Here is a 24,408-nt window from a genome sequence, read left to right on the forward strand (position 1 = left end):
CGGACCGACGATGAACGTATTCCTCAACCATATCGACGGCGAATGGACGGCCTGCCAGTCGGGCCGCACCTTCGACAACGTCAACCCGGCCGACACCGGCGATATCGTGGGCCGCTTCCAGGCGTCGTCGGCAGTGGACGCGCAGGCGGCCGTCGCCGCGGCGGCGGCCGCGTTCGCCGGCTGGAAGAAGACTCCGGTCGGCAAGCGCGCTGCTGTCCTCAACCGCGCCGCCGATCACCTGGAAGCCAATGCCGACAGCATCGCGGCCGAACTGACCCGCGAAGAGGGCAAGGCGCTGACGCTGGCCCGTGACGAAGTCCTGCGCTCGGCACAAACGCTGCGCTTCTACGCGGTGGAGGGGCAGACCTTTACCGGCGAGGTGTTCCCGAACGACGACCCGGACCAACTCGTCTTCAGCCAGCGCGAGCCGCTGGGCGTGGTGACGGTGATCGCGCCGTGGAATTTCCCGGTGTCGATCCCGGCGCGCAAGATCGCTCCGGCGCTGGTGACGGGCAATACGGTGGTGTTCAAACCGTCATCCGAAGCGCCGCTGTCGGGGTATCGCCTGGCTGAGGCGCTTATCAAGGCCGGCCTGCCCAAGGGAGTGCTGAACTTCATCACGGGCAGTGCGGCCGAGATTGGCGCCGCGATCACCGAGGCGCCGGTCGTGCGTGCGATTTCGTTCACCGGCTCGTCGCGTGCCGGCGAGCAGATCCACCGCGCCGTGCCGCTGACCACGCGCACGCAGATGGAGCTGGGCGGCAAGAACCCGCTGATCGTGATGGAGGATGCCGATCTCGACCGCGCGGTGGACCTGACCATCAAGGGCGGTTTCTCGTTGTCCGGGCAGGCCTGCACCGGAACCAGCCGCGTGCTGGTGGCGGAATCGGTCAAGGCCGCCTACACCGAGCGATTGCTGGCAAAGGTCGCCACGCTCAAGGTCGGCAGCGGCATGACCGCCGGGATGGACCTGGGGCCGCTGGCATCGCAGAAGCAGATGGAAACGGTGCTGCGCTACATCGACATCGGCAAGTCCGAGGCGACGCTGCTATGCGGTGGAGAACGGCTGACCGGCGGCGAGTTCGACAAGGGCTACTACGTCGCGCCGACGGTATTCACGGACGTGACGCAGCAGATGCGCATCGCACGCGAGGAAATCTTCGGGCCGGTGATCGCCATCCTCGGCTTCACCGATTACGCCGACGCCATCGCCAAAGCGAACGATACCGAGTATGGCCTTGCCGCGGCCATCGTCACCAGCAATCCGCGCTACATCCACCACTTTGCCAACGACATCGAAGCGGGCACGGTCAAGATCAACCGTACCACCACGGGCAACCTGGTCAACGCCCCGTTCGGCGGATTGAAACGATCGAGTACCTCAACCTTCCGCGAATCGGGCCGCACCGGGCTGGAGTTCTATACGCAGATCAAGACGGTCTATCGGGGCGCCTGAGCGCGGCCGTCGCAAGGAGTCACAGAGATGAAGAAAGCCATCAAGCTGGAACTGCGCGAAGCGCGCCACATGGTTGCCGCAGCCATTCGCCGTTCCGAAGAAATCGGCGTGCTCGAGTCGATCTGCGTGGTTGACGAGGGCGGCTATCCGCTCGTGCTGGAGCGCATGGACGGCGCGCGTATCACCGGGCCGCAGATTGCGTGGAACAAGGCGTTCACCGCCGCGGGCCACAAGCGTTCGACACACCTGTTCACCACGCCGCCGAATGGGCCGGCATTGCCCGGCAACGAGGCGTTCGGCATCCAGTGGAGTTTCGAAGGCAAGTTCGCCGCGTTCGTGGGCGGCTTCCCGATCGTTGTGAATGATGAAGTGATCGGCGGCATCGGCCTGTCCGGCGGCAACGGGGAGCAGGACACGCAGGCCGGCGTGGCGGCGCTGCAGGCGCTGGCGGAACTGCTGGCGCCGCAGGACCTGAAGGTCCTGGTGCAGGCCGATATCAAGAAGTAACGCAGTCATCTTGCGCGGAGGTTCCATGTCGTACCGCATCCAGATCGCCGAGACGCAGCAGGTCTTTTTTGTCGAACGCGGCGAAACGCTGCTGCAGGCCGCCGGGCGTGCGGATATCTCGCTGCCGCATGACTGCCAGCTCGGTGGCTGTGGCACTTGCCGCATACGTCTGCTCGACGGACAGGTGCGGTATGACGAAGAACCGTTCGGGCTTGCGCCGGACGAGGCTGCTGCTGGCTATGCGCTGGCGTGCCAGGCACAGCCGCTCGCCGACCTGGTCATCAGTACCGCGCGTGAAGACGAAGCGTGCGCCGAGCCGGCGCGGCATCAGGCCATCGTGCGCGGCGTGCGCCCGTTGTCTTTGGACGTACTGCATGTCGAGCTTGAGGTGCCCGATGCCGGTACGCTTGCGTATCGCCCGGGCCAGTACCTGAAGCTCGTGACGGGTGACGGCCTCGCGCGCAGCTTTTCGATGGCGTCGGTGCCAAGCGAAGGGCGGGTTGACCTGCATGTGCGGCGCATCCCGGGTGGCGCTTTTACCGACGGCATCCTGCCGAGGCTGAAGGCCGGTGACGCTGTCGATGTCGAATTGCCGCTTGGCACCTTTTTCTATCGTGCGAAAGACTATCGGCCATTGTTGATGGTGGCCACGGGCACGGGGCTGGCGCCGATCAAGGCGATCCTCGAGTCGCTGATGGACGATCCCGACTGTCCGCCCGTGTCGCTCTACTGGGGCATGCGCCAACCCGAAGACCTTTACCTGCACGCGGACATCCCGGCATGGGGAGAGCGGCTTTATGACTTCCAGTACGTGCCGGTGCTATCGCGCGCCGGCGATGGCTGGCAGGGTCGGCGCGGCTACGTGCACGACGCGGCATTGGCCGACCTGGGCGATCTGAGCGAGCATGCGATCTACCTTTGCGGATCTCCGAACATGATCCGTGATGCCCGCGCCGCCTTCATCGCGCGGGGCGCCAGTCCCGAGCATCTCTACGCGGACAGTTTTACCTTCCAGCGCGATTGATAAGACATTGCGGTATACAGTCGGAGGCTTGGTATACAATGAGGGCCAGTTCGTGTCCTGCTTCGCTTCCGTTCATCCATGGCCCTCACTTCGCCCACTGCCTCGACTGCTCCGACTGCCGAGCCGCTTAGTCTCGGCGCCAGCCATTCGCCGCTGTTCGCCCTTGTCACCGACAAGCTGCGCGAGGGCATCCTGAACGGCAAGTTCGCGCCGGGGGAACGGCTGGTGGAGAACAAGCTGTCGGCCGAACTCGGGGTGTCGCGTATTCCGGTGCGCGAGGCGCTGCGCGCGCTCGCCAGCGAAGGCCTGGTACTGATCGAGCCACGCCGTGGCGCCTCGGTGGCGAGCCTGTCGCCGGTGATCGCGCGCGAGATGGTCGAGGTACGCGCCACGCTGGAAGGCCTCAACGCCAAGCTCGCCGCACAGCGCCGCGACCCGGCGCTGGTCGCCGAACTGGAAACCGTGCTGCGCCAGGGCATGGACGCCGCCGCGCAGGGCCGCGCGGATGAACTGCTCTCGCTGAATTCCCGTTTCCACGAGGTGCTGGGTACGATTGCTGCCAACAGCGTGCTGCAGGAAATGATGCGCTCGCTGCGCGAGCGCACCGCCGTGCTGTTCGGGCCTGCAAACGTGGTCCGTGCGCGCCAGAACTGGGATGAGCACGCCCAGATCCTGCAGGCGGTGATTGCGGGGGACGCTGATCTGGCTGCCTTGCTGGCGGCGCGGCATGTTTATAGTGCTGCGAAGGCGGCGGATTTGCCGGTGGAAGGGCAGGGTGGTGGGGTGCAGGTGCAGGTGGCTTGAGGGTTTTGGCGGGATCTTTTGGATGCTTCGGTGAATGGCGGGGCGTCGTTCTTGGCATGCGCCGCTGTTTCGCCGGCGTAGCCGGCGAGTCACTTTCTGTCCGAGCGCAGAAAGTAACCAAAGAACGCGTCGCCTGGCGGCTGGTCATCAACGGTACGCTTCTTGTTATCAAGTGGCTTTGGTCTCGCGAGGCGTGGTAATCGTTCAAGCCTGCTCACGCTATGTGATTCAGAACCTGTGCCTGGCGCGGCACGGCTTTTGAACGATCCCCAAGTTGGACTCGGGTACAGCGTTTCAACCCGGTCAGTGGTGGGACGCCTTCGGCTGCGCTGCGCGCACGTCGTCGTCTGGGTGCAAGCTCATCAACGATGCTGACGCCCGAGGTCCGCTTTCTTCCCTCTCCCTCCCACAGTCTCTCTACTTCGCATGCAATGCCCTGGCCTGTCACCGCGGCGTGGTTTGCCCTGGGCCTTTCGCGCTCAGACTTGAGCTCTGCGCGTAGCGCAGCCGAAGGCGATCACACGATATCGCCAGCAGCAGGGTCCACGGACAGTTTCGGGGCTCGTTCAATCAGCGCTGTAATTCTGACCACGGTGGTGCACCACGCGGCAGGCAGCCAGAAAGACTCTGAAGCCCATACCCGTACAACACCCTCAGCCCACTACGATAAATATTCGCCCGTTAGGGCAAGCCTGACGCGCTTTTGCCTCCTTTTGTCGCTCGGACAAAAGGAGGTCGCCGGCTACGCCGGCGAAACAGCGGCGCCTGCCAAGAACGAAGGCCCTAACCCCCAGCAATCGCCAGACATTCAATCTCAACCCTTGCACCCAACGCCAGCCCATTAGCCCCCAACGCACTCCTAACCGGATAAGGGGGCTCAAAAAACCCCTTATAGACCTCGTTAAAAACCTGCCATTCACTAATATCCGCGAGCATGATCGTGCATTTAGCGACATCCCGCATCGTCAGCCCATGGGCTTCCAGCGTCGTACGGATATTCATAAGCGCCTGCTTGGCTTCTTCCCGGATGCCGCCCGGCACGAGGCGCGTACTGCCCGGCACGATACCCATCTGCCCTGACAGGTAGACAACATTGCCAATGCGGACGGCTTCGGAGAACGGCAGTCCTGCGGGCAGGACCTTGCCGGAATTCAGGAATTCCATGTCGCCCCTCCATGGTGGATGTGCGGCGCGCCGGAGCGCCGGCGCGTGGAGCATCCAATGTAGGCGCCAAAGCCAAACCGCTCAAGGCGTGGGGACAACAGCGTCCGGCACTTCTCGGTCGGCGGCGCGCCGGAGGCAGTCGAGCATTGCGGCGACGGCGGAACGATTGACCGAATCTTCGCGCCAGTACATCGACACCGAGCCAAACCCGGCGAGGCGCAGCGGCACAATGCGCAGCGCGCCAAGTTCTTCCAGCCGGCGCGCGGTCCGGTGCGAGGCCAGGCCGATCATGTCGCTGCTGTTGAGTAGCGTGAGGTTGAGAACCGTGGAGTTCGATTCCACGCAGTCCGCCGGCAACGGCCGCCCGGCGCTGGCCAGCGCCGCCTCGAGCGCATTGCGGATCGGCGTGCCGCGCGGCCAGACGACCCAGCGGTAGCTTTGCAGCGCCTCCCAGGTCACCGTGTCCTGCGTGGCCAGCGGGTGGCGTGGCCGTGCCACGAAATGGATCGGTTCGAGGTACAGCGATTCGCCAATGGTCTGCGCGTCCTGGAGCTCGGGCGCGGACCGCCCGACCACAATGTCCAGCTCATTGTGCGCAAGCTGGTTCATGAGCCGGTCCATGGTCGTTTCGACGAGCCGAACCTGCGCGCGCGGCATGCGCTGCAGCAGTTGCAGCACGGCCAGCGGCACCGTGTCGGCAGCCGACGCGCCCGACGTGCCGACCACCACCAGCCCGCTACCGCCCTCCCGCATCGCTGCCAGGTCATCGCGCGCCGTGTCGAGCTGCGCGGTAATGCGGCGCGCGTGCTCGATCAGCGACTCGCCGTAGGGGGTCGGCTGCAGTCCGCGCGCCTGCCGCTCGAACAGCGGCAGCCCGATGTCGTCTTCCAGGTCCTTTAGCCATTTCGATAGCCCCGGCTGCGTGGTGTTGAGCAGCGCCGCAGACTGGCTCATGTTGCCGGTTTCGGCGAGGCTGAGGAGCATCTGCAGGTTGCGCAGACGCAGGCGCTGGGTCCAGTCCATGTGTGATCGCTTGGTTCACCTATACGATGGATCGTATAGATAAGAGGATTTATTCATTTCAAATCTTATATCGAGGGACGTATAACTCCAAGCAACAGCCTGGCAACACGCCGGCGAACACAAAAAGCCACGGAGACAGCATGTCCGAACACTCGCCCGATCCCGCCCGCGTCGCGTACTACGAGCGCATCGGCCACAGCCATATGACGCCGCTGTGGGAGTCGCTCCACAGCCTGGTGCCCCCGCAGCCGCGTCCGCAGATCATCCCGGCCATCTGGAAGTACGACGCGATCCGCCCGCTGGTCATGCAAGCCGGCGCGGTCATCAGCGCCGAAGAGGCCGTGCGCCGCGTGCTGATCCTGGAGAATCCGGGGCTGCCTGGCAAGTCGAGCATCACGTCGACGCTCTACGCCGGCCTGCAACTGATCCTGCCGGGCGAGATCGCGCCGAGCCATCGCCATACCCAATCAGCACTGCGCTTCATTGTCGAAGGCAAGGGGGCCTGGACCGCCGTCAACGGCGAGCGCACCACCATGCATCCGGGCGACTTCATCATCACGCCGTCGTGGACGTGGCACGACCACGGCAACCCGAGCCTGGAGGACGGCGGAGAGCCGGTGGTGTGGCTGGACGGCCTCGATATCCCGCTCGTTCAGCAGTTTGATGCAGGTTTTGCCGAGAACTACCCTGAGTCGCAGCAGCCCGTGACACGCCCCGAGGGCGACAGCTTTGCGCGCTTCGGCCAGAACATGGTGCCGGTGCGCCACAAGGTCACCGACCCGACATCGCCCATCTTCAGCTATCCGTACGATCGTTCCCGCGAAGCGCTCGACAAGCTCTACCGCAATGGCGAACTGGACGCGTGGGACGGCGTGAAGCTGCGCTACGTGAACCCGGCCACGGGCGGCTGGCCGATGCCGACCATCGCCACCTTCATGCAGTACCTGCCGGCCGGCTTCCAGGGCAAGACCTATCGCAGCACCGACGCCACCGTCTACAGCGTGGTGGAAGGCCGCGGCACCGTGCGCATCGGCGATGCGCAGTTCCAGTTCGAGCCGCGTGATGTGTTCGTCGCGCCGTCGTGGGCACCGGTGCAGCTCGGCGCGATGGAAGACGCCGTGCTGTTCAGCTACTCCGACCGCCCGGTGCTGTCGGCGCTGAACCTGCTGCGCGAATCGCGCACCTGAGCCCCTTTCCACCCGATTCATCCGATTTCATATGCCCGGGTGCGCGCATAGCGCGGCACCCAGGCCCCCGCACACCCTTCTGACTGAACCGACCATGTCCTACGTCTTCACGCCCCCCGCTACCGTCGCCATTCCCGTTGTTGGCAGCGATGACCAGTTCGCCGTGCGCCGCGTCTACTGCGTCGGCCGCAACTACGCCGCCCATGCACGCGAAATGGGGTTCGATCCCGACCGCGAGCCCCCGTTCTTCTTCTGCAAGCCGGCCGACGCCATCGTGCCTGTGGCTGACGGCCAGACGCTGGAACTGCCCTACCCTGTACAGACGCAGAACTACCACTATGAAGCCGAGCTGGTCGCGGTGATCGGCAAGGCCGGTTCCGACATTCCGGTCGAGCAGGCGCTGGAGCACGTTTGGGGCTACGCCGTAGGCCTGGACATGACGCGCCGCGACCTGCAGATGAAGATGCGCGAGATGGGCCGCCCGTGGGAAATCGGCAAGGCCTTCGACGCCTCGGCACCAGTCGCGCCGATCCATCGCGCTGCCGATATCGGCCACCCGCAAGAGGCTGCGCTCTGGCTGACCGTCAACGGCGAAGACAAGCAGCGCAGCAATATCACGCACCTGATCTGGTCGGTGGCCGAAACAGTCGCTTACCTGTCGCAGTTCTTCCGCCTGGAACCGGGCGATGTGATCTTCACCGGCACCCCGGAGGGTGTGGGCGCGGTCAAGGCCGGCGACACCATGGTGACCGGCGTCGACGGCCTCGGCGAACTCAAGGTCCGCGTGGTCTGATATCCACGCCGGCAAGCAGCGAAGCCATCATGCAGCTCTATAGTTTCTTCAACAGCTCCACGTCCTACCGCGTGCGCATTGCACTGGCGCTCAAGGGCCTGCCGTTCGAGACCCTGCCGGTCAACATCCGCACCGGCCAGCACCGCGAGGCGGAGTACGTGCAAGGCATCAACCCGTCTGCGTGCGTACCCGCGCTGGTGGACGGCGACTTCACGCTCGGACAGTCGCTTGCGATCATGGACTACCTTGACGCGCACTACCCGGAACCGCGGCTGCTGCCGCAGGACGCGGAGCCGCGTGCGCGCGTGCTGGAACTGACCAGCCTGATCGCCTGCGACATCCATCCGGTCAACAACCTGCGCGTACTGCGCTACCTGCAGGATGTGCTCAAGGTGACGCCGGAACAGAAGGATGCCTGGTACCGCCACTGGGTCGATGAAGGCATGGCCGGTGTGGAACGCCTGCTCGCGCTGCACGGCAAGGGCCCGTGGTGTTTCGGTGACAAGCCGACCCTGGCCGACGTCACGCTGGTGCCGCAGATCGCCAACGTGCAGCGCATGGGCTGCGACCTGTCGCCCTACCCGCGCGCCATGGCGGTCTATGCGCATGCCACGGCGCACCCCGCGTTTGCCAAAGCTGCGCCCACGCAGCAACCCGATTACACGGCCTGATTCGCTGACCCGGCCAGGAGACAAGCATGAATACATCACAAGACACGGGCCGCAAGGTTCTGATCATCGGCGGCGGCATCGGCGGGCTGGCAGCGGCGCTGGCGCTCGCGCGCAAGGGCATCCGCATCGAACTGCTGGAGCAGGCCGAGCAGATCGGCGAAATCGGCGCCGGCATCCAGCTCGCGGCCAATGCGTTCGCAGCCATGGATGCGCTGGGCGTCGGTGAAGCCGCACGCGGCCGCGCCGTCTTTACCGACTACCTGAGCCTGCGCGATGCAATCGACACGCATGAGATTGCGCGCGTCGATGTCGGCACGCCCTACCGCGAGCGCTTCGGCAACCCGTACGCGGTGATCCACCGCGCGGACATCCATCTGTCGATTCTCGAAGCGGTGAAGGACCATCCGCTGATCAGCTTCCGCACCGCCACGCGCGTCGAAAAGCTCGAGCAGGACGAGCGCGGCGTCACCGTCATCGACCAGCGCGGCGCGCGCCACCAGGCCGAGGCCGTGGTCGGCTGCGACGGCGTCAAGTCCGCGATCCGCGACGCGCTGATCGGCGATGCGCCGCGCGTGACCGGCCACGTGGTGTATCGCGCAGTCGTCGAAGTCGAAAACATGCCGAAGGACCTGCAGGTCAACGCCCCGGTGGTGTGGGCCGGTCCGAACTGCCACCTCGTGCACTACCCGCTGCGTGGCGGCCAGCAATACAACCTGGTCGTGACCTTCCACAGCCGCGAGCAGGAAACCTGGGGCGTGCGCGAAGGCAGCAAGGAAGAAGTGCTGTCGTACTTCGACGGCATCCACGCGCTGCCGCACCAGATGCTGGACCGGCCGACGTCGTGGAAGCGCTGGGCCACCGCCGACCGGGACCCGGTCGAGCGCTGGAGCTTCGGCCGCGCGACCCTCCTCGGCGATGCCGCGCACCCGATGACGCAGTACGTCGCACAAGGCGCCTGCCAGGCACTGGAAGACGCCGTCACGCTGGGCGCTGCGGTGGAAGCTGCGGGCAATGATTTCGAGGCCGCGTTCAAGCTGTATGAGCAGGCCCGCATCCCGCGCACGGCACGCGTGCTCTACGCTGCGCGCGACATGGGCCGCGTGTACCACGCCAAGGGCGTGGACCGCATGGTGCGCAACTCGCTGTGGACTGGCCGCACGCAGACCCAGTTCTACGATGCGCTGCAGTGGCTGCATGGCTGGCGCGCCGAGCGCTGCCTGAGCGCGACGCCCTGGCTCTGACACCCCGCAAACCCAAGCAGTAACCGACAAGGTGACTGGCGGCCCATCCGGCCGCCGGCCCGAGTTCGTCCCGAAACAGGCAACGAGGAGGAGACAACCCATGCCTGCCAGCCAGACCATCAATATTTCCGCGTTCATCGACCGCCAGCCGCTGTCGCCCTTCCAGGTCATGATCGTGGTGCTGTGCTTTCTGATCGTCGCCATCGATGGCTTCGATACCGCCGCCATCGGCTTCATCGCGCCGGCGATCCGCGCCGAATGGCAACTGACGCCGGCGCACCTCGCACCGCTGTTCGGTGCCGGACTCGGCGGCCTGATGGCCGGCGCTTTCCTGTTCGGCCCGCTTGCCGACCGCTTCGGCCGCAAGAGCGTGCTGGTGTTCTCCGTGCTGTTCTTCGGCGTGGCAAGCCTCGCTTCCGCGTGGTCGGGCGGGTTGTGGGAGCTGATTGCGCTGCGCTTCCTGACTGGCCTTGGACTCGGCGGAGCCATGCCCAACACCATCACGCTGACGTCCGAATTCTGTCCGGAGAAGCGCCGCTCGTTCCTGGTCACGACCATGTTCTGCGGCTTCACGCTCGGCTCGGCGCTCGGTGGCCTCGCTTCGGCGGGATTGATCGAGGCGTATGGCTGGCGTTCAGTGCTCGTCGTTGGCGGCGTGCTGCCGCTGGTGCTGTCGGTGCTCCTGGCCCTGCTGCTGCCGGAATCGGTGCGCTACCTGGTGATGGCCCGCCGCGCGCCGGAACGCATCGCCGCAACGCTGCGGCGCATTGCCCCGCAGGCCAACCTGGATGGCGCCACCTTCACGGTGTCGGAATCCCGCAGCACCAGCTCGCCGGTGCGCCACCTGTTCAAGCCCGAGCTTGTACGCGGCACGCTGCTGTTCTGGCTGACCTTCTTCATGAGCCTGCTGGTGATCTACCTGCTGTCGAGCTGGCTGCCGACGCTGCTGCGCGGCACCGGCCTGTCGCTGCGCACCGCGGCGCTGGTCACCACCATGTTCCAGGTCGGCGGCACGCTTGGCGCCATCGTGCTGGGCTGGCTGATGGACCGATTCAATCCGCACTACGTGCTGGCGATCAGCTACGCGCTGGCCGGCGTGTTCGTCGCCGCGATCGGCAGCCTGGCCGATACTCCGATGCTGGCAGGTGTCGCGGTATTCCTCGCTGGCTTCTGCGTCTCGGGTTCGCAGGTCGGCGCCAACGCATTGTCGGCCGGCTTCTATCCGACCGACTGCCGCGCGACCGGCGTGAGCTGGGCCAATGGCGTAGGCCGGATGGGCTCGGTGGTGGGCTCTGTCGGCGGTGCGACGATGCTGTCGATGGATCTGGGCATGCCCACGCTGTTCTTGCTGATCGGCATCCCCGCTCTGCTGGCAGGGGGCACCATGCTGTCGCTTGGGCTGGCACGCCGCGCGCCTGTACGGCAAGAGTTGGCCGCGAGCTGACGGCCGGCAGCGTCAGTGAGCCCGCAGCGCATCGACGATGTTCATGCGGGCCGCGCGCAATGCCGGCAGGAAGCCGCCGATCAGCCCCATCGCCATCGAGAACAACAACGTCCGGACCACGACGCCCGGTGTCAGGATGAAACGGAACGACAGGTCGGCGAAGGTCTGGAAGTTGGTGGTCGAGAACGAGGCGAACTGCATCAGCGCGGCGCAGCATAGCCCGGCCACGCCACCGATGAGTCCGAGCAGCAGCGCCTCGATCAGGAACGCCGCCAGCACGTTGGTGCGCCGGAAGCCCAGCGCACGCAACGTGCCGATCTCCGCCACGCGGTTGGCCACCGACGCGTACATCGTGATCATGGCACCAATCATCGCGGCAATCGAGAAGATCGTGGTCAACGTCAGGCCCAGGATGTTGATGAACGTCGACAGCGCCTTGGACTGGTCGCTGTAGAAGGTCTGCTCGAGCTTGGCCTCGTTGGCCAGCCGGGGATCTACGTCGATGTCGGCGCGCAGCCGTGCGAACGCATCTGGCCGCGTCAGCCGTACCACCATCGACGAATAGCTGCTGCGGCGGAACGACTGCATGAGCTGGTCGGCATCGCCCCAGATCTCCGAATCGAAGCCGCTGCCGCCCGCATCGAACACGCCGACGATGGTCCAGTCGCGCTGGGCGAAGCGCAGGCGCCCGCCTGGCTGCGCACCGGTAAAGCCGCCGGCCACGCTGCTGCCGACGATAATCTCCGATGAACCGGGCCGGAACGTGCGCCCCGTCACCATCCGGATCTGCGGCCGCAGTTCCAGTCCCTTTGGCGACACGCCGCGAATCACCACGTTGGACGGCGTATCCGATCCGCGCTTGTTCAGCGAAATCAGCACCACGGCTTCTTTCGACGCCATCGGCCGGCCGTTGCCGTCCATCGCGACCGATGGGTGCATCTCCATGATGCTGGCCTGGTCGCGGCTGATCGCGCTCTGCACTTCGGTCTCCGCGCCCTTGCGGATCATGACGACGTTGTCTTTCTCGCCAGTGGTGACCAGCGTGCGCTTGAGCCCCGCGTCGAGCATCAGCATGGTCGCGAACACGAACACTACCAGCGCGAGGCCGCCCGCCGTCAGCGCCGTGGTCAGCCGACGGGCCCACAGGTTGCGCGCGATATAGCTGAGCGGGATCGCCATGTGATCCCTAGCCGATCGCCCGCAGGCCTTCGACGATGCGCACGCGTGCGGCCTGCACCGCCGGCACCACCGCGGCGAAAAGCGCCACGACGAGCGCGCAGGCCGCCTGCATCCACATCGTCTCGGGCGACACCGTGAAAACGGGGAAAACGCCGCCCACCGACTGCTTGAATATCGCGGCCATCGGCGGCGTGGCCAGCATGCCGATGCCGCCGCCCACGAGGCAGATGAACATCGATTCGCCGAACATCAGCAGCGCCAGGAAACCGGGCCCGAAGCCCAGTGCCTTGAGCGTGGCGTACTCCACCGTGCGCTCGCGCGCGCTCATGGCCATGGCATTGGCCATCACCGCCATGATGATCAGGATCACGACGTACGACACCACACGGATTGCCGCGATGATCTGGTTCGACATCGCCACGAAGCCGAGCTGGAACGCCTGCTCGGTCTCCGTCAGCGTCTCGGCGAGCGAATTGCGGAACACGGCGTCCACGTTTCTTGAAATGGCTGCGGCATTGTCCGGGTTGTCGATACCGAGGATGTACACACCGACCTGGTCGGCCTGCTTCGGCGAGCGCTTGCGCACCGTCTCGTTCAGGTATTCCCAGTGGAACACCATGTGGCGCGTGATCGTGCTCTCATCGCGCCCTTCCATGATGCCGCGCACGATGAACTCCCACGTGCCCGGATAGATCGTGCCCTTGATGGGGACCACGTCGCCGACCTTGAAGCCATACTGGTCCGCAAGCTGCCGGCCGATCAGCGCGCCCTTGCGATCGCGCGCGTAGTCAGCGCGCTGCTGTGCAGTGACGATGAATTCCGGATACAGGTCCAGGTAGTTGTCCGAGACCGCGAACTGGGCGAAGAAATTCTTGGGATCGCGATAGATGCCGCCGAACCAGTTGGAGCGCGCCACGACCGTCACACCGTCCACGCCGCGGATGCGGTTCTCGTAGCTGAGTGGCAGCGGGAACACCAGCGAGATGGCATTGCGCGTCACCAGCCGCCCGCTCGAAGCCGCTGCGGCACCCGCATACCATGCATCGACCACGGTCTGCAGCAGCCCATAGGCCAGCACCGCGACCACCAGGCCGGTCACGGTCAACACCGTGCGCAGCTTGTGGCGCAGTGCGTTGCGGGCGATCAGCTTCAGCACGAACATGGCGTGCAGTCAGCGTGGTTCAGGCGCCGTTGCCATGGATCAGCTCTCCCTTCTCCAGGTGCACGAGCGACCGCGCCGCATTGGCGGCATGCGCGTCGTGCGTGACCATGATGATGGTCTTGCCCGCCTCACCATTGAGCCGCTTCAGCATGGCCAGGATATCGGCGGCGGCGTTGCGGTCGAGGTCGCCGGTGGGCTCGTCGGCGACGATCAGCATCGGGTCGGTGATCAGCGCGCGCGCAATGGCCACGCGCTGCTGCTGCCCGCCCGATAGCTCGGACGGATAGTGGTCCATGCGGTCGGCCAGGTTGACCATGCCGAGCACCAGCTCCACGCGCGCGCGGCGCTCGGCGCGCGACAGGCGCGTCAGCATCAGCGGCAGCTCCACGTTCTCGAACGCGGTGAGCACCGGCATCAGGTTGTAGAACTGGAAGATGAAACCGACATTGGCGGCGCGCCACGCGGCCAGCTCCGACTCGGCCAGCCGCGTGATGTCCTGCCCGCCCACCAGCAGTTCGCCGCTGTCGGGCCGGTCGATGCCGGCGATCAGGTTCAACAGCGTGCTCTTGCCGGAGCCGGACGGCCCCATCAGCGCGATGAAGTCGCCCTCGGCAATGTCGAGCGTGATATCGGTCAGCACGGGCACGGTCTGCATGCCGCGCCGGTATGACTTGGCGACGTGGCGGATGCTGACGAGCGGGATCGCGGCCACGTTACTTCTTCGCCACGGTGACGCGGGCGCCGTCGTGCAGCTTGTCACCGGGCGAAAGCACCAGCACATCGCCCGCGGCCACGCCGTGAACGGCCACCAGTTCGCCGATGCGCTCGCCGGTCGTCACGGTAGTTTCATGCGCCTTGCCGTCGCGGACGACGAACACCACCTTGTGGCCGTCACGCGAGGCAATCGCGGCCGGCTGCACGGCGATAACGGCCTTGCGGTCCTGATTGGCCAGCGGTTTGGACAGGAACGCAATCTTGGCGCTCATGTCGGGCAGCACGCGCGCGTCGCGGTCGACAAAGCGCACCTTGACCAGCACGGTCGCCTTGGAGCGGTCCACGGTCGGCACGATGCGCGACACTTGGCCCGCGAATCGCATATCGGGCAGCGCATCAAGCTGCAGCAGACACGGCTGGTCCGCGCGGATCTTCGCGATATTGGATTCAGCGACGTCGGCCTCGACTTCGAGCGTATCCATGTCCGCAATCGTCACGACCGCGCCCTTTGTGTCGGACGCCGACGAGAACGGCGTGATGTTGTCGCCCACGTTGGCATGCTTGATCAGCACCACTCCGTCGAACGGCGCGCGAATGACCGTCTGGTCGACCGACACTTGCGCAGCCTGCGCATTCGCCTGCGCGGAGGTGATGGCCGCACGCGAATTCGAGACCGACGCCTGCGCCTTCTTGAAGCGGGCCAGGTCGGCATCATACTGCTGGACCGAAATCGCCTTCGGGCCCAGCAGTTGTTCCGAGCGGCGCAGGTTCACTTCCGCGTCGCGCAGCTCGGCGAGCTGCAATTCCAGATTGGCTTGCGCTACCTTCACCTGCGCGGTCGCCTGCGCAAGCGTGGCATCGACGTCCCGGCGTTCTATCCGGGCGATGATTTCGTCCTTCTTTACGCGCGAACCTTCCAGCACGCCCAGCCACTCCAGCCTGCCTTGCGCCTTGGAGGCGACAGCCGCCTTGCGTTGCGGCACGACATAGCCGGTAGCGTTAAGCAGGGTGTAGTTTTGGGAAGGATAGGCGGACGAGACCGTGACGGTTTCCACCGCGGCGGGACTGGCTACCTTGAAGGCGATAGCAGCAGCTGCAGCGAGCGCCACGGCGATGGCCACATAAAGCAGCCACCGGCGGCGGCGCGGCGGGGCCGCGTGTGGACCGCGGTCGATTTTCAGCCGGGAGAGGTCTTGGTCGGCCAATCGGGTCATCCTGCTGGGAGAGGTTGTCAGTATAGCGCTGGGGGCACTTTGGGCTCGTTGTCGCGGGGCAACCGCACGCCACCTAAAAAATTCCCTTGACCATTTCCCTATACCCATCATAATTGCAAACGTTTGCTGCAAACGTTTGCAAAGGAGATGAACAATGCAGACCATCCAATACAAAGAAAACGATCTGCGCCTGATCGAAGACGAGCATTCCGTCACCCAGATCGTCCAGGCCGCCATGGCTCAAACCAGCAGCCCGCGCCTGCGCTTCGTCATGGGTCTGCTTGTCCAGCACCTGCACGACTTCCTCCGTGAAGTGCGTCCAACAGACGAGGAATTTGAAAAAGCGCTGGAGTTCGTCGCCGCGCTGGGCCACGCAACCCACGCCACCAACAACGAAGTGGTGCTGGCCGCCGACGTGCTGGGTCTCTCCACGCTGGTTACCGTGATGAATAACAACACCACGGACGGCCGCACGCCTGGTGCGCTTCTCGGCCCGTTCTACCGCGCCAACGCCCCACGTTACGACTGCGGCGACTGCGTGGTGCAGGATGACGCACCAGGTCTGCCATTGTTCGTGCGCGGCACCGTGCGCGCGACGGACGGCACACCGTTGTCCAACGCACTTGTGGAAATCTGGCAGGCATCGCCCGTCGGCCTGTATGACAACCAGGACCCGCGCCAGCCCGACCGCAACCTCCGCGGCTGCTTCCAGACCGACGCAGAAGGCGGGTACCACTTCCGTACCGTGCGCCCGGCCGGCTATCCGGTGCCGACCAATGGCCCGATCGGCACACTGCTCGACGCACAGCAACGCCATCCGTACCGCCCAGCGCATATCCACTTCATCGTCGCCGCACCGGGCTACCGCACGCTGGTCACGCAAGTGTTCGTGGACGAGCCGCGAGCGCTCGAATCCGACGTGACATTCGGCGTGCACCGACAGCTCGTCGGGCAACTCGAACTTGTCGACCAGGGCCGCAGCCCATGGGGCGACCAGCCCGCGCCGTTCTACACGATGGACTTCGACTTTACGCTCGAACCGGGCGAGCAGACCTTCCCTAAGCCGCCGATCGACTGACGACCCGGTCCTCCACATTTCCACGCAGCACAACTGAACACCATGAGCCTCTCTTCTCTCTCCGGCAAGGTTGCCGTGATCCTCGGCGGTACTGGCGGCATCGGCCTGGCGACAGGCACTGCGCTGGCGCAGCTTGGCGCGAGCGTCGTCCTGACCGGGCGCAATCGCGATACCGCGGCCAGCGCGGCGGCTTCGCTGCCGGCCGGCAATCACATGGGCGCAGTGGCCGAGATCGGCGACACCGCATCGCTAAACGCGCTCGCCGCCGAAGTCGCTCACCACTACGGCCGCGTCGACATCCTCGTCAATACCGCAGGCTTCACGCAGGCCATTCCGCACGCCGATCTCGACGCGCTCAACGATGCACTGATCGACGAGCTGTTCGCGATCAACTGGCGCGGCCAGTTCGCGGCGATCCGCGCATTTGCGCCGCATCTTCGCGCCAATGGCGATGGACTGGTGGTCAACGTAGGCTCGATCGCGGGCCGAACGGGCCAGGGCAGCAACGTGGCGTACTGCGCCGCCAAAGCCGGTCTCGATGTCATGGCCGTGTCGCTGGGCCGCGCGCTTGCGCCGGCCATCCGCGTACTGAACGTGTCGCCGGGCGTGGTCGATACCGGCTTTGTGCCCGGCCGCGACGACACCTTCAACGAACGCGCGGCCAAAACCACGCCGCTGCGCCGCATCGGCCAGGCACAGGACGTGGCCGACGCCATCGTCGCCTGCGCGACTTCGCTGCGCTTTGCTACCGGCACCACCATCGTCGTCGATGGCGGCCGTCAGCTCGGCTGATCCATTTCCACCCTTAGCCCAACGCAACCATGCACGCTCGCAAGACCATCATCACCTGCGCGGTGACAGGCAATATCGTCACGCCTGAGCAGTACCCCGATCTGCCGGTCACGCCCGAGCAGATTGCCAATGCCGCACTCGACGCCGCCGAAGCCGGCGCCGCTGCCGCGCACATCCACGTGCGCGATCCCGAGACCGGCCGCCCGTCGATGTCGCTCGACTACTACGCCGATGTCATCGACCGCATCCGCAAACGCAACCGCGCACTGATCATCAACCTGACCACGGGCCCCGGCGGGCGCTTCGTGCCCAGCGAGGACGAGCCGCGCGTAGCCGCGCCGGGCACCACGCTGCTGCATCCGTCCAAGCGCGTCGAGCACATCGCGGCACTGCGCCCCGACGTGTGTTCGCTCGACCTGAACACCATGAACTCAGGCGGCGACGTGGTCATCAATACGCCGGCCAACGTGCGCAAGATGGCGGGCGTGATCCGTGCGGCAGGCGTCATGCCGGAGCTCGAGATATTCGATTCGGGCGACCTCAACATGGCGCTCGATTTCATCCGCGAAGGCGTGCTTGACGGTCCCGGTCTGTGGACCTTCGTGCTCGGGGTGAAGTACGGCTTCGCGCCGACGCCCGAAACCATCTTCTACGCACGCAACATGCTGCCGCCCGGCGCGCACTGGTCAGCGTTCGGCATCGGCCGTGCGGAGTTCCCGATCGTCGCGCAGGCATGGCTCGCGGGCGGCCATGTGCGCGTCGGCCTGGAAGACAACATCTACCTGGAAAAAGGCGTACTCGCGCCGAGCAATGCCGCGCTGGTCGCCAAGGCGAGCGACATCGTCCGCTCGCTGGGCGGCGAGATCGCCTCGCCGCACGAAGCGCGCCGCGTACTTGGCTTGCGCGAAGCCTGAGCATTCACAACACCGAACACTGAACGAGGAAGACACCATGAACACGATTCGCGTCAGCGAGAAAGCCTCAGGCATCGATACCCTGAAACTGGAACTGGTGGGCGCACCGCGCCCTGAAGCCACCGATGGCCAGTGCGTGATCGAAGTGGCCAGCGCCGGGGTCAACCCCAGCGACGTCAAGGCCACGCTCGGCCTGATGCCGCATGCAGTCTGGCCGCGCACGCCGGGGCGCGACTATGCGGGCGTCGTGGTCGACGGCCCGACCGGCCTGATCGGCCTGAAGGTATGGGGCAGCGGCGGCGAACTCGGCATCCGCCGCGACGGCACGCACGGCAAGTACCTGCGCGTCAATGCGCAGTCGGTGCGCGAAAAGCCGGCCACGCTGTCGCTGCTCGAAGCCGGCGCCGTTGGCGTGCCTTTCATCACCGCGTATGAAGGCCTGCGCCGCGCGGGCATGCCCAAGCCGGGCAGCGTCGTGCTGGTGGGCGGCGGCAACGGCAAGGTCGGCCAGGCCGCCATCCAGATCGCCACCGCGCTGGGCGCGCGCGTGTTCGCCGTAGAACGCACCGCCGAGCCCTACCGCGGCCACGCGAACGCACCGGTGCGCATGATCGACGCGAGCAGCGAATCGATTTCCGCCGTGGTGCGCGACGAGACCGACGGCCATGGCGCCGACATCGTCTACAACACCGTGGGCAGCCCGTACTTCGAGCAGGCCAACCAGGCCATGGCGATCGGCGCCACGCAGATCTTCATCTCGACCATCGAGCGTCCGGTGCCGTTCGACATCTTCACGTTCTATCGCGGCCAGCACACCTACGTGGGCGTCGATACGCTTGCGCTTGACAGCGGCGCGGGCGCAAACATCCTGGACCAGCTCGCGCCGATGTTCGCCTCTGGCGCGCTGAAGCCGTTCCCTGTGCTGCCCGAATACACGTATGCGCTGGCCGACGCCGCCGACGCCTATCGCGCCGTGCTGCAGGGCGCGACCGAACGCGTGGTGCTCAAGCCATGAACACGACCCGCTTCGCCCAGGCGCCAGCCTACTTTCCGCCGAACCACGACGGCATGCACTGCCTGCGCCTGCAGGGCCACGAGGCCGGGCCGTCGGAATCGCTGTGGATGGGTGTGTCGGTGCTGCTGCCCGGCGGACATACCAGCATGGATGCATCCACGGTGGAAAAGCATTACGTCGTGCTCGAAGGCGAGGTCTGCATCCGCACGTCCGACGAAGCCGTGACGCTGCAACAGTTCGATTCGGTGCGGCTGGCACCGGGCGAAGCGCGGCAGGTGTCGAACCCGGGCAACCGCCCCGCCATGCTGCTGCTGGCCATGCCTTATCCGAAGGCCTGACCGGCAGCCTTAGCAGCAAGCAGTATCCGGCGCCCCGGCATGGCGCCGTGCCCGCGCATCGGTGCGGGCGCCACTTCCACAACAAGCACACAGAAACACAGAAGCGGGAGACTACCCATGAAACGCGTTCCCATGCGAAGCGCTGTCCTGACCCTGGCCGCATGCTGCATAGCCGGCGAGGCCGCGGCGCAATCGTCGGTCACGGTGTATGGCCGCATCAACACGGCGCTCGAATACTCCAGCGCCAGCACGGCAACGGACGGCACGCATCTTGGCGGCACGGGCCGGCTGACCAACAACCGCTCGGTGTTCGGCCTGCGCGGAGAAGAGGATCTCGGCGGCACGCTCAAGGCCATCTGGCAGATCGAAAGTAATGTCTCGCTCGATACAGGCCAGGGCCAGATTGCCGGGCGCAATGACCGCATCGGGCTGCAGGGCAAGGCCGGTACCTTCTTCATGGGCCACTGGCAGACACCGTACACCGTGTCGACGATGGGCTATGACCCGTATTACCCGACCACCGCCGGCTACATGGCGCTGATCGGCAACGGCTCGGCGTCCAGCTCCGACAACGTGCAGGACACCAGCTCGTTCGACCGCCGGCAGAAGAACATCATCGTCTACCAGACGCCATCGTTTGCTGGCTTCAGCGGCTCGGCGGCGTGGGGCATCAACGAGGAAAAGCTGACGGTGCCGCGCAACCCGGGCCTGTACTCGTTCTCTGCCGCGTACGACAACGGCCCGCTCAATGTCGCGCTCGCCTACGAAATCCACCAGAACTACCAAGTCAAGGGCCGCAACGACGATGCCATGAAGGCCGGGGTGTCGTACCGGTTCCCCAGCACGACCGTCGCCCTGCTGTACGAACGCCTGCATTACCGCACCGCGACCGGCGATCTCACGCGCAACGGGTACTACGCATCGCTCGTGCAGAAGCTCGGGCCGGGCAGCGTGAAGCTGGGCTTTGCGCTGGCCAGCAACGGCACCGGCAACGCGACCGAAACCGTCGGCTTCTTCCGCAGCGGCGCGGATACCGGCGCCACGCAGGTGACCATCGGCTACGACTACCCGCTGTCCAAGCGCACGACGCTGTTCGCGTACTACAGCCGCATCGATAACAAGAAAAACGCGATCTACGACTTCGCCATCAACGAACTTGGCGTGAGCGCAGGCGCCGACCCGCAGACCTTCGCGCTCGGCATGCGCCACTTCTTCTGAATTCACCGGTTGTGAGGAGACAAACGATGTATCGCCCCCTTCGTCGCAAGACTCTGTTCACCCTGTCCGCCGCCGCACTCGCCGTGCTGGCCGCTGCTCCGCCCGTCATGGCGCAACCGCAATACCCTGCCAAGCCGATCCGTCTCGTGGTGCCGTTCTCGGCCGGCAGCGCGACCGATATCCTGGCCCGCATCGTCGGCACGAAGATGGGCCAGAACGCTGGTTACCAGGTCATCGTCGACAACCGACCGGGCGCCGGCGGCACGCTGGGCGCCACCGGCGTGGCCAAGGCCGCGCCCGACGGCTACACGCTGATCCTGGTGTCGGTGGGCCACGCCATCAACGCCACGCTATACCCGAAGCTAGGCTATGACACCGTCAAGGACTTTGCGCCCGTGTCGCTGGTGGCGAGCGTGCCGAACGTGCTCGTTGTGAATGCCACGAGCAAGTACAACTCCGTGCGCGACATCGTCGCCGCAGCCAAGGCAAACCCGGGCGCGATGAACTTCGACTCGGCCGGCTCGGGCAGCTCGACGCACCTCAGCGGCGAGATGTTCAAGATGCAGGCCGGCATCGACGTCGTCCATATCCCGTACAAGGGTACCGGCGAAGCGCTGACCGATGTCATGGCCGGTCGCGGCGACATGATGTTCGCACCGACCGTATCGGCGATGCCGTTTGTGCGGCAAGGCAAGCTCAAGGCGTTGGCCGTGACCACCGCGAAGCGGGCCGGCTCGCTGCCCGACATTCCGACCGTGGCGGAATCCGGCCTGCCCGGCTATGCGTTCGATTCGTGGTTCGGCATTCTGGCGCCGGCCGGCACGCCGAAGGAGGTCATCAACACGCTCAATGCCGAGATCGGCAAAGCGCTGGCGTCGCCCGATGTCAGGGAAAAGCTTGCGGTCCAGGGCGCCGAGCCGCGGACGTCCACGCCGCAGGAGTTCTCCAGCTACATCAAGACGGAGATCGCCAAGCTGGCGCCGGTGGTGAAACAGTCGGGCGTTCAGGGCGGCCAGTAACGGGGCGGACAGCGCCGCACGGGGCTCGGGTGGCGGCCGCCCGGGTCCCTTGCCTTAGAATGGCGTATTGCCGATTCCGATCAGCGCCGAGCGCCCACGGCGCCGCCGCCCCGCTTCCCGCCGACATGTCCGAGCGCAAACGCCTGACCCTCAAAGACCTCGCCGCCGAAATCAATGTGCATTACTCGACGGTGTCGCGCGTCATGAACCCGGCAACGCGGCATCTGGTGGCAGACGACGTGGCGGCGCGCGTACTCGCGCTGGCCGACGAGCGCGGCTTCCGCCCAAACCGCATTGCGGCAGGGCTGCGCACGCAGCGCTCGGGCCTGGTCGGCGTGGTGCTGCCTGATATCGCCAACCCTGTGTTTCCGCCGATCCTGGCCGGCATTGAATCGGTGCTTTGCCAGCAGGGTTATGTGCCGATCGTGGTCAATGCGGGCACCGACAAGGAACGCCAGCGCTTCGTGATCGACCAGATGGTCGGGCGCCAGGTCGAGGGCCTGCTGCTGGCCACCGCCGAGCGTGATGATCCGATCCTCGACTATTGCCTGGCCCAGCGCATTCCCGTGGTCATGGTGAACCGCGGCGAAGACACTGGCCGCGCATCATGCGTGGTCAGCGACAGCCTGCTGGCCATGCGGCTGACCGTGGACCATCTGATCGGCCTTGGCCACCGCCGCATCGGCCATATCGCAGGCCCCGCCACGCTGTCGACCGGCTTCCTGCGCCGCGCAGGATTCCTGCGCGCCGTGCGGCACCACCGCCTGCGGCGGGAGCAATGGCAGGTCATCGAAGCCCCAAGCTATTCGCGCGAAGCGGGCCGCGAAGCCTGCGCGAAGCTGCTGGCCGAGTTTCCCGGCATGACGGCCATCGCCGCCGGTAACGACCTGATCGCCATGGGCTGCTATGACTACCTGCGCGAGCGCGGTCTGCGCTGTCCGGAAGATATCTCGGTGGTCGGCCACAACGACATGCCGTTCGTCGATGCGCTGACACCACCGCTGACCACCGTGCGCATTGCCGTGCACGAGATGGGCGAAGAAGCCGCAAAGCTGCTGCTCAGGAAGATCAGCGAGCCCGACGCCGATGCCGTGACGGTCGAGCTCAAACCGGAACTGATTGTGCGCGGATCGACGGCGGCGCCGGCGTCCGCCTGAAACTGGCTGCCACCACCGCCAGAAAAACGCGCGGATTCGAAGTCCTTCTATAGTTTCCGTGGCTGCGGAACCCTAGTCTACGACCCGAAGATCCGCAGCATTCCACGTCGCTCGCCATATTCACGACTGAAGCCAGTCTCCCGGACAGCCAGGCTGGCCGTGGGCAGGTGTTTGCCGCGGATCGAAGTCCTTCGATCAACCCTGGGCACCACCATGAGATTGACTATCGCTTCGCTGACGGCCACCGTGGCATTGACGGCCACGATCCTTTCCGGATGTTCCACCACCTCCAGCCACCCCACCAACCAGGGCACGTCCGCCAACGTCGTATTCCCCGACAAGGCAAGTGCCTGGCCTGAACAAGGCACGTTCCCGAACCTAGACAGCCTGCGGCTGCTGCAGCCGGGCATGACCAAGGACCAGCATTACGCGCTGATCGGCCGGCCGCACTTCAACGAAGGCATGGCCGATGTGCGCGAGTGGGACTACCTGTTCAACTTCCGCACGGGCAAGCCGGCCCCGAACGATGTCGTGCAATGCCAGATGAAGGTGCTGTTCGACACGGCCATGGCGTCGCGCTCGTACTACTGGGCACCCGAATCGTGCGCGGCGTTCCTCCGGTATCCCGAAACGCCGGCTGCAATGCCTGCCATCGTGCAGACCACCGCCACCACCACCACCACGCTCGGCGCCGATGCGCTGTTCACGTTCAATGGCTCGACTGCCGCGGAGTTGGTGCCCGATGGCCATGCCAGGATCGACGCGCTCGGCCAGCAGCTGGCCGGCATGAAGATGCTCAAGCATGTGGACGTGTACGCGTACACCGATCGTCTTGGCACCGACGCCTACAACAAGCGCCTGTCACAGCAGCGCGCCGACACGGTGAAGTCCTTGCTCGTGGCACAAGGCGTCGACAGCCGCCTGGTAACGGCGCAGGGCATGGGCAAAGCCGACCCGCTCAGCCATTGCGGTGCGATGCCGCGTCCGAAGCTGATCACTTGTCTGGCGCCTGACCGGCGCGTGGAGATTCGCTCCGCAGGCGTGAAGTAGTACGCCGCGAGGCCGGCGTGAACACGCCCGGCTGATTTCCTCCATACACGAAGCTTCTCAAAACATGCCGCAGCGTGCGGCAGGGGCGGACTCGTGCCGCATTTCCGCGACGCGGCTCCGATGAGGCGCTGGCCGCCGCACGCCATCTCTGACTCAAGGGAACAGGAATTTCATCATGAACAAGACTTACCGCAGCATCAGGTCCACCTGCCGGTTAATTGCCTGCGCAACGCTTGCTGTCACT

Annotated in this window: 24 protein-coding genes; 18 read left to right on the plus strand and 6 right to left on the minus strand. The window is 65.6% G+C overall.

The annotated features are described in order from the left end of the window. Positions 1 to 10: 10 nt before the first annotated feature. From ACIGJG_RS19450 to ACIGJG_RS19465, 4 genes are all read left to right on the plus strand, one after another. A complete protein-coding gene (locus ACIGJG_RS19450; protein WP_011299888.1) occupies positions 11 to 1,456 on the plus strand; it encodes an aldehyde dehydrogenase family protein in 1,446 nt (481 codons plus the stop codon). Positions 1,457 to 1,483: 27 nt separating this feature from the next. Continuing rightward, positions 1,484 to 1,963: a GlcG/HbpS family heme-binding protein gene (locus ACIGJG_RS19455; RefSeq protein ID WP_011299889.1), complete on the plus strand. Its 480-nt coding sequence runs from the start codon at positions 1,484 to 1,486 to the stop codon at positions 1,961 to 1,963. Positions 1,964 to 1,988: 25 nt separating this feature from the next. Continuing rightward, on the plus strand, positions 1,989 to 2,987 hold the full coding sequence (locus ACIGJG_RS19460; RefSeq protein ID WP_011299890.1) for a 2Fe-2S iron-sulfur cluster-binding protein: 999 nt from the start codon (positions 1,989 to 1,991) through the stop codon (positions 2,985 to 2,987). A gap of 78 nt (positions 2,988 to 3,065) precedes the next feature. Beyond that, positions 3,066 to 3,791, plus strand: coding sequence for a GntR family transcriptional regulator (locus tag ACIGJG_RS19465; protein WP_483673767.1), 726 nt, complete (start codon positions 3,066 to 3,068; stop codon positions 3,789 to 3,791). Between the two features lie 783 nt (positions 3,792 to 4,574). Here the strand turns inward: ACIGJG_RS19465 and ACIGJG_RS19470 are convergent. Continuing rightward, positions 4,575 to 4,955, minus strand: a complete 381-nt coding sequence (locus ACIGJG_RS19470; RefSeq protein ID WP_011301971.1) for a RidA family protein — start codon at positions 4,953 to 4,955, stop codon at positions 4,575 to 4,577. A gap of 81 nt (positions 4,956 to 5,036) precedes the next feature. Beyond that, on the minus strand, positions 5,037 to 5,978 hold the full coding sequence (locus ACIGJG_RS19475; protein WP_220630528.1) for a LysR family transcriptional regulator: 942 nt from the start codon (positions 5,976 to 5,978) through the stop codon (positions 5,037 to 5,039). Positions 5,979 to 6,118: 140 nt separating this feature from the next. Here ACIGJG_RS19475 and gtdA point away from each other — a divergent pair, with 140 nt between their 5' ends. The 5 genes from gtdA to ACIGJG_RS19500 all read left to right on the plus strand — a co-directional run bounded on the left by gtdA (position 6,119) and on the right by ACIGJG_RS19500 (position 11,314). Then, on the plus strand, positions 6,119 to 7,165 hold the full coding sequence (gene gtdA, locus ACIGJG_RS19480; RefSeq protein ID WP_140948813.1) for a gentisate 1,2-dioxygenase: 1,047 nt from the start codon (positions 6,119 to 6,121) through the stop codon (positions 7,163 to 7,165). 94 nt (positions 7,166 to 7,259) lie between these two features. After that, positions 7,260 to 7,958 (plus strand): fumarylacetoacetate hydrolase family protein, encoded by a 699-nt coding sequence (locus tag ACIGJG_RS19485; protein WP_041680373.1) that lies wholly within the window; start codon positions 7,260 to 7,262, stop codon positions 7,956 to 7,958. 29 nt (positions 7,959 to 7,987) lie between these two features. Further along, the gene (maiA, locus tag ACIGJG_RS19490; protein ID WP_011301967.1) at positions 7,988 to 8,629 is read left to right on the plus strand and encodes a maleylacetoacetate isomerase; all 642 of its coding nucleotides are present in this window, start codon (positions 7,988 to 7,990) and stop codon (positions 8,627 to 8,629) included. Between the two features lie 26 nt (positions 8,630 to 8,655). Beyond that, positions 8,656 to 9,870: a 3-hydroxybenzoate 6-monooxygenase gene (locus ACIGJG_RS19495; RefSeq protein WP_011301966.1), complete on the plus strand. Its 1,215-nt coding sequence runs from the start codon at positions 8,656 to 8,658 to the stop codon at positions 9,868 to 9,870. A gap of 100 nt (positions 9,871 to 9,970) precedes the next feature. Further along, on the plus strand, positions 9,971 to 11,314 hold the full coding sequence (locus tag ACIGJG_RS19500; protein WP_011301965.1) for an MFS transporter: 1,344 nt from the start codon (positions 9,971 to 9,973) through the stop codon (positions 11,312 to 11,314). Positions 11,315 to 11,326: 12 nt separating this feature from the next. Here the strand turns inward: ACIGJG_RS19500 and ACIGJG_RS19505 are convergent, their stop codons facing one another. From ACIGJG_RS19505 to ACIGJG_RS19520, 4 genes are read right to left on the minus strand one after another with little or no spacing between them, the layout of a single operon-like run. Further along, on the minus strand, positions 11,327 to 12,493 hold the full coding sequence (locus tag ACIGJG_RS19505) for an ABC transporter permease (RefSeq protein WP_011301964.1): 1,167 nt from the start codon (positions 12,491 to 12,493) through the stop codon (positions 11,327 to 11,329). 7 nt (positions 12,494 to 12,500) lie between these two features. Further along, positions 12,501 to 13,655, minus strand: coding sequence for an ABC transporter permease (locus tag ACIGJG_RS19510; RefSeq protein ID WP_011301963.1), 1,155 nt, complete (start codon positions 13,653 to 13,655; stop codon positions 12,501 to 12,503). Positions 13,656 to 13,674: 19 nt separating this feature from the next. Continuing rightward, the gene (locus ACIGJG_RS19515) at positions 13,675 to 14,367 is read right to left on the minus strand and encodes an ABC transporter ATP-binding protein (RefSeq protein WP_011301962.1); all 693 of its coding nucleotides are present in this window, start codon (positions 14,365 to 14,367) and stop codon (positions 13,675 to 13,677) included. Between the two features lies 1 nt (position 14,368). Next, positions 14,369 to 15,574 (minus strand): efflux RND transporter periplasmic adaptor subunit, encoded by a 1,206-nt coding sequence (locus ACIGJG_RS19520; protein ID WP_140948815.1) that lies wholly within the window; start codon positions 15,572 to 15,574, stop codon positions 14,369 to 14,371. 163 nt (positions 15,575 to 15,737) lie between these two features. Here ACIGJG_RS19520 and ACIGJG_RS19525 point away from each other — a divergent pair, with 163 nt between their 5' ends. The 9 genes from ACIGJG_RS19525 to bamE all read left to right on the plus strand — a co-directional run bounded on the left by ACIGJG_RS19525 (position 15,738) and on the right by bamE (position 24,164). Continuing rightward, positions 15,738 to 16,661, plus strand: a complete 924-nt coding sequence (locus ACIGJG_RS19525) for a dioxygenase family protein (RefSeq protein WP_011301960.1) — start codon at positions 15,738 to 15,740, stop codon at positions 16,659 to 16,661. A 42-nt stretch (positions 16,662 to 16,703) separates the two neighbouring features. Continuing rightward, a complete protein-coding gene (locus ACIGJG_RS19530; protein ID WP_011301959.1) occupies positions 16,704 to 17,453 on the plus strand; it encodes an SDR family NAD(P)-dependent oxidoreductase in 750 nt (249 codons plus the stop codon). Between the two features lie 29 nt (positions 17,454 to 17,482). Then, positions 17,483 to 18,367, plus strand: coding sequence for a beta-keto acid cleavage family enzyme (locus ACIGJG_RS19535; RefSeq protein WP_011301958.1), 885 nt, complete (start codon positions 17,483 to 17,485; stop codon positions 18,365 to 18,367). Between the two features lie 37 nt (positions 18,368 to 18,404). Further along, entirely contained in the window at positions 18,405 to 19,382 is a 978-nt protein-coding gene (locus tag ACIGJG_RS19540) for a quinone oxidoreductase family protein (RefSeq protein ID WP_483673768.1), read from the plus strand. Continuing rightward, positions 19,379 to 19,720: a cupin domain-containing protein gene (locus tag ACIGJG_RS19545; RefSeq protein ID WP_011301956.1), complete on the plus strand. Its 342-nt coding sequence runs from the start codon at positions 19,379 to 19,381 to the stop codon at positions 19,718 to 19,720. The genes ACIGJG_RS19540 and ACIGJG_RS19545 overlap by 4 nt, the downstream gene beginning before the upstream one ends. Before the next feature lie 117 nt (positions 19,721 to 19,837). Further along, complete coding sequence (locus ACIGJG_RS19550; protein ID WP_011301955.1) at positions 19,838 to 20,938, plus strand: porin; 1,101 nt, start codon at positions 19,838 to 19,840, stop codon at positions 20,936 to 20,938. 26 nt (positions 20,939 to 20,964) lie between these two features. Continuing rightward, positions 20,965 to 21,957, plus strand: a complete 993-nt coding sequence (locus ACIGJG_RS19555) for a tripartite tricarboxylate transporter substrate binding protein (RefSeq protein WP_011301954.1) — start codon at positions 20,965 to 20,967, stop codon at positions 21,955 to 21,957. A gap of 125 nt (positions 21,958 to 22,082) precedes the next feature. Then, complete coding sequence (locus tag ACIGJG_RS19560; RefSeq protein WP_220630533.1) at positions 22,083 to 23,114, plus strand: LacI family DNA-binding transcriptional regulator; 1,032 nt, start codon at positions 22,083 to 22,085, stop codon at positions 23,112 to 23,114. A gap of 213 nt (positions 23,115 to 23,327) precedes the next feature. Continuing rightward, on the plus strand, positions 23,328 to 24,164 hold the full coding sequence (bamE, locus tag ACIGJG_RS19565; RefSeq protein WP_220630534.1) for an outer membrane protein assembly factor BamE domain-containing protein: 837 nt from the start codon (positions 23,328 to 23,330) through the stop codon (positions 24,162 to 24,164). Positions 24,165 to 24,408 lie beyond the last annotated feature (244 nt).

Source organism: Cupriavidus sp. C1SS-2L (assembly GCF_057073735.1).